The sequence below is a fragment of the Thiopseudomonas acetoxidans genome (assembly GCF_030362935.1).
GTDB lineage: Bacteria > Pseudomonadota > Gammaproteobacteria > Pseudomonadales > Pseudomonadaceae > Thiopseudomonas > Thiopseudomonas acetoxidans.
On record NZ_JAUCDY010000002.1, the window covers coordinates 241,589 to 253,172 of the forward strand.

Genomic DNA, 11,584 nt, shown 5'->3' on the forward strand with positions numbered 1-11,584 from the left:
CCATGCAGTTTAAATAATTAAGCAAAAACTTAATAGACGTAACGCAATAAACCGCACACAACGAAAAAAGGCCCGCATAGCAGGCCTTAAAAAAACAGCAGCTTAGCAAAAAGTGTCGAGCTGCGTAATCTTTAACTGTGTTAACTCATGCCGCAGGCAGTTTAAAGCTTAACCACATCCTCAGCCTGCAAGCCTTTGTCACGCTCCATGACATAAAACTCAACTCGTTCACCCTCAACTAAAACACGATGTCCTTCGCCACGTATTGCGCGAAAATGAACGAAAATATCTTCACCTGAGTCGCGGGAAATAAAACCAAACCCTTTAGCCGTGTTAAACCACTTAACTGTACCTAGCTCACGATCACCCTCAGCCTCACCTACAGTTTCATAAGTGGCGGTAGCAGCTTGCTTTTTAGGCTGACGGTTGTAGTGCAGCATCAGATGGATAATGGTTGCCGCCAACAGTACAGCCACAGAAAAAGCCGAGGCGTTATAACCGTCAGAGCCTTCTAATTTGATCACCACAAAAATAGCCTGCATTAACGCAACCGCCAGCACCATGACTGAAACAATATTCTGCAGATTCTGCTTGCTGCTGCACTTCCATCTGGGCACTACAGGGGCAAACAGCATATTGATTAAACCAAAACAAGCCAGCAGCAACACATTCGTATCACCTAACTGCTGAGCTACAGACAGGACAATGGCAAGCGCAAAGCTAAGCAGGCCAAGAAAGAAATGCAGGGGTTTTAAAAGATCAGAAAATGTACGGGTATTAGAATAATCTTGAGTATTTGAAGACATGAAGCACCTTATCGAAATCTGTTTAAAAATAGTTCTATAAAAAACAAAAACATACTAAATATCGCCACGTAAGTTAGCAGATCTAGTTTCTTTACTGTAGTGAAATTTTAGCTGAATTTCATTGCTGTGTAACATATTACCTATTCACACCTCGAGCACCAACCAAGCACACAACAATTGCATAAGCCTGCCAACAAATTAGAGCATAGCCGTTATCGCCGTAAAGCTATATAATTGCGCGTTTGTGTGCAACAGCGATTAATCGCATTGCACTGACACCCAGACACATTCGAACGATTCGGGAAATAACACTATTATGATGCGCAGCCACTATTGCGGCGACTTGAACGCCGGTCTTGAAGGTCAAAAAGTAACAATTTGCGGATGGGTTCATCGCCGCCGTGACCACGGTGGGGTGATTTTTTTAGACATCCGCGACCGCGAAGGTCTGGCGCAGGTTGTTTTCAATCCAGAGCAAAGCGAGATTTTCGCTAAAGCCGACCGCGTGCGTAGTGAGTATGTACTGCAGATTACCGGCACGGTGAATCTGCGCCCCGATGGCGCAAAAAACCCCAACCTCGCCAGCGGCGAAATCGAAGTGATTGCCGACAGCCTTGAAGTGCTAAGCCAGGCAGAAACACCACCCTTCCCCTTAGATGACTATTGCGATGTCGGCGAAGAAACCCGCTTGCGTTTTCGCTACATCGACCTGCGTCGTCCGGAAATGGCTGAAAAGCTTAAGTTGCGTTCACGCATTACCGCCAGCATCCGTCGCTATTTGGATGAACACGGCTTCTTAGATGTGGAAACCCCCATCCTGACCCGCGCCACACCCGAAGGTGCGCGTGACTATTTGGTGCCCAGCCGCACCCACGCCGGCAGTTTCTTTGCTCTGCCGCAGTCGCCCCAACTGTTTAAGCAATTATTGATGGTGTCCGGTTTTGACCGTTACTACCAAATCGCCAAGTGCTTCCGCGATGAAGATTTGCGTGCCGACCGCCAGCCAGAATTTACCCAAATCGATATCGAAACCAGTTTTATGGATGAAGCCGATATCATGGGCATCACCGAAACCATGATCCGCAATCTATTTAAAGACGTGCTGGATGTGGAGTTAGGCGAATTCCCGCACATGCCCTACGCTGAAGCCATGCGCCGGTTCGGTTCAGATAAGCCTGACCTGCGTATTCCACTAGAATTAGTAGACATTGCTGATCAGCTCAGAGACGTTGAGTTTAAAGTATTTAGCGGCCCAGCTAACGACCCTAAAGGCCGTGTCGCTGCACTGCGTGTTCCCGGCCAAGGTGCGATGCCTCGCGGACAAATTGATGACTATACCAAATACGTCGGCAACTACGGCGCTAAAGGTTTGGCGTACATTAAAGTTAACGAGCGCGCCAAAGGTGCCGAGGGTTTGCAGTCGCCCATCGTTAAATTTATTCCTGAAGACAACCTCAATACCATCTTGGACCGTGTTGGTGCAGTCGACGGTGATATCGTTTTCTTTGGTGCCGACAAAGCGCAGGTGGTTAGCGATGCGCTAGGTGCATTGCGCATTCGTTTGGGGCATGACCTGAACTTACTCACGTGCAAGTGGGCACCGATGTGGGTCGTGGACTTCCCCATGTTTGAGGAAAACGATGACGGCTCACTGACCGCCTTGCACCACCCCTTCACCTCACCGCAGTGCAGCGCGGACGAGCTAAAAGCCGCGCCGCAAAAAGCCCTGTCCCGTGCATATGATATGGTACTCAACGGTACTGAACTGGGTGGTGGCTCGATTCGTATCCACAACCGCGTTATGCAACAGGTGGTGTTTGATGTGCTGGGGATTAGTGCTGAAGAGCAACGTGAGAAGTTTGGCTTCTTGCTCGATGCCCTAAAGTACGGTGCGCCACCCCATGGCGGTTTGGCCTTTGGTTTGGACCGTTTAGTGATGCTGATGACCGGCGCCAGCTCAATTCGTGAAGTCATTGCCTTCCCGAAAACCCAGAGTGCTGCTTGCGTTATGACCCAAGCACCGGGCGCAGTAGACCCTAAGGCTTTGCGCGAATTACACATTCGTTTGCGCGAACAAGCAAAAGCGGAATAACCCATCTTCACGATAACGTAAGCATAGTGTAGGTCGTGCCTTTAGGTCGACATATCAGGCTCAGAAACGACCTACATTACTTTCATGCGCACCGTGTTACCGACTAGCGCTGTATTACATGATGGCTCGATTTCGCGCAAAATTTGCGCTCCAACAAAAAAACACTGTATTTATACTGTTTTCACTGACACACATATTTAGGAGTAGCCATGGCGGGACATTCCAAATGGTCCAATATCAAGCATCGCAAAGAGCGTCAGGACGCCAAGCGGGGCAAGATTTTCACCAAACTGATTCGCGAACTAACCGTAGCTGCTAAAGAAGGCGGCGGTGAAGTGCCGGATAATCCACGTCTGCGTCTAGCCGTAGATAAAGCCCTTAGCGCCAACATGAGCCGCGACACCATCGACCGTGCCATTGCACGCGGCGTAGGTAGTAACGAAGGTGATAACGTCGAAGATTTGGTGTACGAAGGCTACGCACCCGGTGGTGTAGCAGTGTATGTCGAGGCGATGACTGACAACCGTAACCGCACAGCCGGTGAAGTGCGCCACGCCTTTAGCAAACATGGTGGTAACCTAGGTACCGATGGTTCAGTCGCCTATCTGTTTGAGCGCAAAGGTCAGCTTATATTTGCTCCGGGGGTTGATGAAGAAGCGCTACTCGATGCAGCGCTTGAAGCCGGGGCTGATGATGTCGAAGTGGGTGATGACGGTTCAGTTGAGGTTTTAACCAGTTTTGAAGACTTTATTTCAGTCAACGAAGCTCTAAAAGCAGCCGGTTTTGTTGCCGAGCAAGCTGAAATAGCGATGTTACCAACCACCGAAGCTGAATTAGATGCGCAAGGCGCTGAGAAAGTTATGCGCCTCATCGATGCACTCGAAGATCTGGACGACGTGCAAAACGTCTACAGTAACGCAGTGTTCCCAGAAGATATGTAATCCAACCACATAAACTCCTGATGATTGCGACTGCTAGCCAAACTACAGTCGCAACCAACCTTTCTTGCACTATGCACCACCCTCTCCCATAAAAATAAATCACAGTAACCTCCCACCCTTATAGCACTGTGTATATAATCAGTGCTTTGTGTTATTTTGCTTTTCTGATTTCCAATATTTACTACAAACTCAGTGTTTGTATTTTTAGGTTGCTGTGCATGACTCTTATTTTAGGTATCGACCCGGGCTCACGCATCACCGGTTACGGCATTGTTCGTGATAACGGTCGCCGCTGTGAATACATTGCTTCTGGCTGCATCCGCACCGGCACTGGCGAGCTGTCCGAGCGCCTAAACGCTGTGTTTAGCGGTATTCATGAGATCATCAGCAGCTACCACCCAGATCTGATGAGTATTGAGCAGGTGTTTATGGCGCGTAATGCTGACTCAGCCCTTAAGCTGGGACAAGCGCGTGGCGCAGCCATTGTTGCAGCTACACAAGCCGGTCTTGCGGTCAGTGAATACAGCGCGACACAAATCAAATCCGCTATCGTGGGCAGCGGTCGCGCCGCCAAAGAACAAGTACAGATGATGGTGATGCACCTGTTGCAACTGACACAAAAACCGCAGATTGACGCATCCGATGCCTTAGCTGCCGCACTGTGCCACGCGCATCACCGACAAACCCTTATCGCACATGACTTAAGCAGCGCTAAAAGCCGAGGCGGACGCCTACGCTTAACTGTGCGCTAACCACTTGGAGAACACAGAGTGATTGGTTATTTACGTGGTGTCTTACTGGACAAACAACCGCCCTTTATTACCCTAGACGTTAATGGGGTCGGTTATGAGCTGGAAGTGCCGATGAGCACGTTATTTCAGCTTCCTGAACAAGGCAAAGAGCTTGAACTACACACACACCTGGTTGTACGTGAAGATGCACAACTCTTGTTTGGTTTTTACAGCAAACGTGATCGGTTGATGTTTCGTGAGCTGATCCGCTTAAATGGTGTTGGTCCCAAACTAGCCCTAGCTTTAATGTCCGGTATGAGCGCCAATGAGCTGATTGCGTGCGTGCATGCCGAAGACACAGCGCGCCTAATGAAAGTGCCGGGCGTGGGTAAGAAAACCGCCGAGCGCCTGCTAGTAGAACTTAAAGGCCGCTTTAAAGACTGGGATAGCGGCGCAACTGCAATCAGCCTACCCGGACAAGGCGCAAACGTTGCCAATTCTTCTAGCGCCGAGCAAGATGCCCTTAGCGCGCTGATTAGCTTAGGCTACAAACCCGCTGAAGCCAGTCGTAGTATTAGAGCCATCTTTGCTGAAGGCCTGAGCAGCGAAGAATTGATCCGCCGCGCCCTGCAATCCAGCACCCAATAACTCAAGTGAACCCCCATGATTGAAGCTGATCGCCTAATAAGTGGTACCGCCAAAGAGCGCGAAGAACAATACGACCGCGCCATTCGCCCCCTATCCCTAACCGAATACATTGGCCAACCAGTGGTGCGCGACCAAATGAGCCTGTTTATCGAGGCGGCTAAACAGCGCGAAGAAGCCTTGGATCACACCTTGATTTTCGGTCCGCCCGGGCTTGGCAAAACCACCCTAGCTAACATTATAGCCAGCGAAATGGGGGGCTCCTTAAAAAGCACCTCAGGCCCCGTGCTTGAGCGTGCCGGCGACTTGGCTGCATTGCTGACGAATCTCAACAGCGGCGACGTGCTCTTTATTGACGAAATCCACCGCCTGCCGCCCGTCGTAGAAGAAATTCTTTATCCGGCCATGGAAGATTTCCAGCTAGACATCATGATCGGTGAAGGGCCTGCAGCGCGTTCCATTAAACTGGATTTACCCCCCTTCACCTTAGTCGGTGCCACTACCCGCGCGGGTATGCTCACCAACCCACTAAGAGACCGTTTCGGTATTGTGCAGCGCCTCGAATTTTATAGTCACCCGGACCTCACCCAAATTGTTGAGCGTTCAGCCACTATTATGCAAGTACCCATTGTTCCTGAAGGTGCGTTTGAAATCGCGCGCCGTGCGCGTGGCACGCCACGCATTGCCAACCGCTTGTTAAGACGCGTACGCGATTTTGCCCAGGTGCGCGGCACAGGTGAAATCACCCTACAGATTGCCGACCAAGCCTTGAACATGCTGGACGTGGACCAACACGGCTTTGATCACCAAGACCGCCGCTTGTTATTAGCCATGATTGAAAAATTCGATGGAGGTCCTGTCGGTATTGATAGCTTAGCCGCTGCAATCAGTGAAGAACGTCACACCATTGAGGACGTACTCGAACCCTTTTTAATCCAGCAAGGCTATATAATGCGCACACCTCGGGGTCGTATGGTAACGCGTCATGCTTATCTGCACTTCGGTTTGCCTACACCCAAAAACATCTACAACCCTGAACCGCAGGACTTTTGCGATGACTAAGCCCGGCTTTTCTCTGCCCGTGCGGGTTTATTACGAAGACACCGATGCCGGTGGCGTGGTGTATTACGTCAACTATTTGAAATTTATGGAGCGCGCCCGCACTGAGCGACTGCGCGCACTGGGTTTTAACCAGCAGGAATTAGCGCAACTTAATACGCTTTTTGTAGTCCATAGTGCGCAAGCCAGATATCATGCGCCGGCACGGCTGGACGACGAATTACAGGTCACGGCCAATGTCAGCCAATTAAAGCGCGCACGGCTTGAATTTACGCAACAGGTCAGCCGCGTAAATGATGATAAATTACTCTGTGAAGGGCAATTTGTCATCGCCTGTATTGCAGCAGACAGCTTTAAACCCAAAGCAATGCCCAGTGCATTGTTTGATATGTTTCAAAATAACGTATAACTCATAAATAGGAGGCCTTGTGGGCGCTAATCAAATTGATTCTATGTCAATGTGGAGTCTAGTCAGCAATGCCAGTTTGCTGGTGCAGATGGTCATGCTGCTCTTAGTGGCCGCCTCTGTTATTTCTTGGGTGATTATTTTTTCTCGTGGACAAATGCTCAGAGCAGCCCGCAACAGCCTAACTCAGTTTGATGAGCGCTTTTGGTCTGGCATTGACCTAGCTAGGCTCTACCGTGAAACCTGCAGCAGGCCTGACGAGCACGGCGGTAGCGAACGTATTTTCCAGGCCGGCTTTAAAGAATTCTCCCGTTTACGCCAGCAACAAAACATGCAACCCGATGCCATCATGGATGCCGTGGCCCGGGCGATGCGCGTAGCCATTTCTCGCGAAGAAGAAAGGCTGGAGCAAAACCTGCCCTTCTTAGCCACCGTGGGTTCAACCAGTCCTTACGTGGGTTTGTTTGGTACTGTGTGGGGCATTATGAACTCGTTCCGAGGTTTGGCGCAGGTGCAACAAGCCACTTTGGCCACCGTCGCACCCGGTATTGCCGAGGCGCTAATCGCCACGGCTATTGGCTTATTTGCCGCAATTCCGGCCGTAGTTGCCTACAACAGATTTTCAGCCCGAGCTGAAATCCTTATTGCCCGCTACTATACGTTTGCCGATGAGTTCCAAGCTATTCTGCATCGCAGCGTCCACACACCAGCGCAATGAGACATCCCATGGCTCGTATCCGCAACCGCAGAAAACCCGTATCCGAAATGAACGTCGTACCCTACATCGACGTCATGCTGGTTTTGCTGGTCATTTTTATGGTCACCGCACCCATGCTCAATCAAGGGGTTAAGGTTGATCTACCCCAGGTCAGCAGCGAAACCCTGCCGCAAGACAATAGCGCCGTCATTTTAACCATATCCATCAAGGCCGATAAAACCTATTTCTGGACGACCGGCACTGAGGTTGATGTCGACACCGTACAAGATAAAGCCGTTAGCTTGACAGACATGATCAAAGCCGCCAGAGCCATTCTTGCTACCAATGCTCAGCAGGGGAAAAAAGTGCAGGTGTATGTACGTGCGGATAAAAAAGTAGATTACGGCAGCGTAATGAGTGCCATGGGCGGCTTGCAACAAGCAGGTGTCACCGACGTAGGCCTGATTACCGAGGCTCCCTAATGCGTACGCCACCCGTCAAAAAAAAGCTATTTTGGCCGATTTTATGGGCTATAGCCTTACACGTCCTGCTGTTTGCTCTACTGTTTGTGAGCTACTCACACACACCGGATCTGCCGCCTAGTCGCCCGATTGTCAAAGCAACTCTGTATCAACTGGAATCACAAAACAAAGCCACAAGCCAATCAGCTCAAAAAATCACGGGCGAGGCCGAAAAAACTGCGGCCAAACAGTTTGATCACGAACAACTAGAACAAAAGAAACGTCAAGAACAAGAAGCCGCTGCCAAGCGCAAAGCCGAGCAAGAACGCCAAGCAGCGGCCAAAAAAGCTGCTGACGACAAAAAGAAAGCCGAGGATCAAAAGCATGCCGCTGAACAAAAAGCAGCCGAGCAACGCAAGCTAGAGCAACAAAAAGCAGAAGCAGCCAAAAAAATCGCTGCCGACAAAGCTAAAGCAGAAAAAGCCGAAGCGCAGCGTAAGAAAGCCGCCGAGGAAAAGAAAAAAGCTGAAGAGGCGGCCAAGCAAAAAGCCCTAGCTGAGCAAAAAAAGAAGGAGGCCGAACAGGCAGCCAAGTTAGCGGCAGAAAAAGCACGCGAAGCAGCCCGTAAAGCCAAAGAAGACAAAGAAGCCGCTGCACTGGCTGAGCTTTTAAAACAAGAAACTCAGTACCAGCGCGCTATGGCAGATAAGCAAGCCGAACAAGACATTGCCAACATCAACGATTTGATTATCCAGTTAGTCAGTTCGCACTGGATACGTCCCGCTGGTGCACGTAATGGTATGCAGGTTGAAGTGCGTGTTGACATACTGCCAGATGGAACCATCAAACATGCAGCCGTCTCTAAGAGCAGTGGCAACCCAGCTTTTGATAATTCCGCGCTGGCTGCTATCTTGAGCGTGGGGCGTGTACGTGAAATTCAAAGTTTAGACCGCGCCGTTTATGAGAAAACCTACCGCCAATTGACTATGGCATTTAGACCCGAGGACTTAGGCCTGTGAAGACCATTCTACGCATCGCTTTAGCATCATTTTTTGCGTTTACCAGCTCACTACTCGCAGCTCAACCACTGGTGATTACCAGCGGCTCTGATCGTGCCATGCCGATTGCCGTGGTGCCTTTTGCTTGGAGCGCTGGCACCCTGCCAGAAGATCCAGCCAAAATAGTCAGTGACGACCTCTATAACTCTGGTTTGTTTGCCCCGATTGACCGCAACAACATGATTAGCATGCCCGCTCACGCAGAGGAAATTATTTTCCGCGACTGGCGCGCAGTAGGCGCACAATATCTGGTTATTGGCCACGCCGAGCGCCTTGCCGATGGTCGCATTCAAATCAATTACGGCCTGTACAACGTAGCCGCACAGCAACAAGTATTCTCAGCCAACACCACAGGCAGCGAACAACAGCTACGCGATTTAGCGCACCACATTTCTGATCATGTATTTAACAGCATCACCGGCACTAAAGGCTCATTCTCAACGCGTATTCTATTCGTTAGCACCAGCAAAAACGCAAACGGTGCGAAAAACTATAACCTGCACCATGCCGACTACGATGGCGCACGCGCTAGAACATTGCTGCAGTCGCCCGAACCGATTCTCTCACCAGCCTACGCACCGGATGGCAAACGCATTGCTTATGTCTCGTTTGAACAGAAGCGCCCACGCATTTATGTTCAGGAAATCGCCACCGGCAAGCGCGAGCAGGTCACCAATTTTGAAGGTTTAAATGGCGCGCCCGCTTGGTCGCCCGATGCCAGTAAACTTGCTTTTGTACTGTCTAAAGACGGCAACCCAGAAATCTATGTGATGGATATGGCCAGTCGTGCCGTACGCCGCATCACCAACCACATGGCTATAGATACAGAACCCTTCTGGGGCAAAGACGGTCAAACGCTGTACTTCACGTCCGACCGTTCAGGTAAGCCACAAATTTACAAAACCAACATCAATGGCGGCAATGCCCAACGTGTTACTTTTGTGGGCAACTACAACGCCAACCCCAAGCTCTCAGCCGATGAAAAAACCCTAGTGATGATTCACCGCCAAGACGGTTTTACGGTATTTAAAGTAGCCGCTCAAGATCTGCAAAAAAACCGTCTACGCATTTTATCCGGCACCAGTTTAGATGAGTCCCCCACTGTTGCGCCTAATGGAAGCATGGTAATCTATGCCACGCGCCAGCAAGGCAAAGGAGTGCTGATGTTAGCCTCGCTTAATGGCCGAGTACGTCTTGTATTACCAGGCATCGTGGGCGAAGTTCGTGAACCTGCTTGGTCGCCTTTTTTAAACTAAACCCCTAACAGGCATCTTGGAAAACCATGGCGGCCTGCGTACCTTTACAACCTAACAATGTTTGGAGCTTTGAAACATGGACATACTTAAATGCGGTAAATTGACAGCCTTATCCTTAGCCCTTGTGTTGGCTGTAGGTTGTACAGGCAAAAGCGGCAAAACGGACTCTGACATTACCGATCCTAACGCCGGAATTAGCACCGGCACTGCTGGACAGTCCGGCGTAGATGGCGGTTTTGGCAGCGAGTTTGATTCAGCCTACGGCGATGAAGCCACCTTGCGTGCCATCACTACGTTCTATTTTGCATACGACAGTTCAGAACTAAGACCTGATGCATTACGCGCCTTAGACGTACACGCCCGCGACCTACAACGTGGCGGTATGCGTGTCGTGCTCGAAGGTCACACTGATGAGCGTGGTACACGTGAATACAACATGGCTCTGGGTGAGCGTCGTGCACAGGCTGTACAGCGTTATTTAGTTCTCCAAGGTGTATCTCCTTCGCAGCTAGAAATCGTATCTTACGGTGAAGAGCGCCCTGTAGCAGATGGCCATGACGAAAGCTCATGGTCACAAAACCGTCGCGTGGAATTACGTAAATAAACCAATGAAAAAGCTATCAACTACTCTGGTATTGGTGCTTGGACTGAGTGCTTCGGCACTCAGTCATGCCAATGAAAGACTAACGGTTTCTAGCCAAGGTCAGCTGTATATGCAACTTCAGCAATTACAGCAAGAAGTGGCAACGCTACGCGGTATGCTGGAAGAACAACAGCATCAACTGCAACAAATTGAGCAAACCAATCTAGAACGTTACCAAGCCCTAGAACAGCGCACCGCTCCAGTAACGGAACAAACAACCTTCACTGCTGAACCTGCAAAACTGCCGCAACCAACCAACCAGCGCGCCGAACAACAGCAACCTACTGCTGCTGAAACGGCTGACCCCGCTAAAGAGCAAGAATTTTATGATGCTGCTTTTAGCCTAATTCGCAAGCGTGAATTTGATACTGCGCAACAAGCCTTTTCGGGTTTTTTACGCCGCTACCCCAACGGACAATATGCTGCCAATGCGTATTACTGGCTCGGCGAAATCCATCTTGTTCAAGAGGACTTCCAAGCTGCGGGTAAAGCCTTTGCTACCGTTATCCAGAACTGGCCCGATCACAGCAAGGTTGCAGACTCCATGTATAAACTTGCCGATGTCGAGCGCCGCATGGGCCAACCTGAACGTGCCAAAGTCATACTGCAGCAGGTCACGGAACAGTATCCACGTAGCTCTGCCGCCAAACTCGCGCAGCAAGATTTACAGCGTTTATAAAACATACAGCTATTCTGTACCAGCAAACTAACTTAAGGAGCCTCTGAATAACGTTACCGAGGACGCTAACACAAGGCGAAAACGTACGAAAAAGCGCAGTTTACACATAG

13 protein-coding genes are annotated in these 11,584 nt (G+C 50.1%); 12 read left to right on the forward strand and 1 reads right to left on the reverse strand.

What is annotated here, in order from left to right:
• Positions 1 to 161: 161 nt before the first annotated feature.
• Positions 162 to 806: a cold-shock protein gene (locus QEZ41_RS03185; RefSeq protein WP_289409930.1), complete on the reverse strand. Its 645-nt coding sequence runs from the start codon at positions 804 to 806 to the stop codon at positions 162 to 164.
• 316 nt (positions 807 to 1,122) lie between these two features.
• Between QEZ41_RS03185 and aspS the strand changes: the two genes are divergently transcribed.
• From aspS to ybgF, 12 genes are all read left to right on the forward strand, one after another.
• Positions 1,123 to 2,898, forward strand: coding sequence for an aspartate--tRNA ligase (gene aspS / locus QEZ41_RS03190; RefSeq protein ID WP_289409931.1), 1,776 nt, complete (start codon positions 1,123 to 1,125; stop codon positions 2,896 to 2,898).
• Positions 2,899 to 3,107: 209 nt separating this feature from the next.
• Complete coding sequence (locus QEZ41_RS03195) at positions 3,108 to 3,839, forward strand: YebC/PmpR family DNA-binding transcriptional regulator (protein WP_289409932.1); 732 nt, start codon at positions 3,108 to 3,110, stop codon at positions 3,837 to 3,839.
• Between the two features lie 218 nt (positions 3,840 to 4,057).
• Positions 4,058 to 4,591, forward strand: a complete 534-nt coding sequence (ruvC, locus tag QEZ41_RS03200) for a crossover junction endodeoxyribonuclease RuvC (protein ID WP_289409933.1) — start codon at positions 4,058 to 4,060, stop codon at positions 4,589 to 4,591.
• An 18-nt stretch (positions 4,592 to 4,609) separates the two neighbouring features.
• Complete coding sequence (gene ruvA / locus QEZ41_RS03205) at positions 4,610 to 5,218, forward strand: Holliday junction branch migration protein RuvA (RefSeq protein ID WP_289409934.1); 609 nt, start codon at positions 4,610 to 4,612, stop codon at positions 5,216 to 5,218.
• Positions 5,219 to 5,233: 15 nt separating this feature from the next.
• Entirely contained in the window at positions 5,234 to 6,277 is a 1,044-nt protein-coding gene (gene ruvB, locus QEZ41_RS03210; protein WP_289409935.1) for a Holliday junction branch migration DNA helicase RuvB, read from the forward strand.
• A complete protein-coding gene (ybgC, locus tag QEZ41_RS03215) occupies positions 6,270 to 6,683 on the forward strand; it encodes a tol-pal system-associated acyl-CoA thioesterase (RefSeq protein ID WP_289409936.1) in 414 nt (137 codons plus the stop codon). The genes ruvB and ybgC overlap by 8 nt, the downstream gene beginning before the upstream one ends.
• 19 nt (positions 6,684 to 6,702) lie before the next feature.
• Positions 6,703 to 7,398: a protein TolQ gene (tolQ, locus tag QEZ41_RS03220; RefSeq protein WP_289409937.1), complete on the forward strand. Its 696-nt coding sequence runs from the start codon at positions 6,703 to 6,705 to the stop codon at positions 7,396 to 7,398.
• Positions 7,399 to 7,406: 8 nt separating this feature from the next.
• Positions 7,407 to 7,859: a protein TolR gene (gene tolR, locus QEZ41_RS03225; RefSeq protein WP_289409938.1), complete on the forward strand. Its 453-nt coding sequence runs from the start codon at positions 7,407 to 7,409 to the stop codon at positions 7,857 to 7,859.
• Positions 7,859 to 8,857, forward strand: a complete 999-nt coding sequence (tolA, locus tag QEZ41_RS03230; protein WP_289409939.1) for a cell envelope integrity protein TolA — start codon at positions 7,859 to 7,861, stop codon at positions 8,855 to 8,857. Before tolR ends, tolA begins: the two co-directional genes overlap by 1 nt.
• Positions 8,858 to 8,871: 14 nt before the next feature.
• Positions 8,872 to 10,152 (forward strand): Tol-Pal system beta propeller repeat protein TolB, encoded by a 1,281-nt coding sequence (gene tolB, locus QEZ41_RS03235; protein WP_289409955.1) that lies wholly within the window; start codon positions 8,872 to 8,874, stop codon positions 10,150 to 10,152.
• Between the two features lie 76 nt (positions 10,153 to 10,228).
• The gene (gene pal, locus QEZ41_RS03240; protein ID WP_289409940.1) at positions 10,229 to 10,756 is read left to right on the forward strand and encodes a peptidoglycan-associated lipoprotein Pal; all 528 of its coding nucleotides are present in this window, start codon (positions 10,229 to 10,231) and stop codon (positions 10,754 to 10,756) included.
• Positions 10,707 to 11,474 (forward strand): tol-pal system protein YbgF, encoded by a 768-nt coding sequence (ybgF, locus tag QEZ41_RS03245; RefSeq protein WP_289409941.1) that lies wholly within the window; start codon positions 10,707 to 10,709, stop codon positions 11,472 to 11,474. Before pal ends, ybgF begins: the two co-directional genes overlap by 50 nt.
• Positions 11,475 to 11,584: the final 110 nt, after the last annotated feature.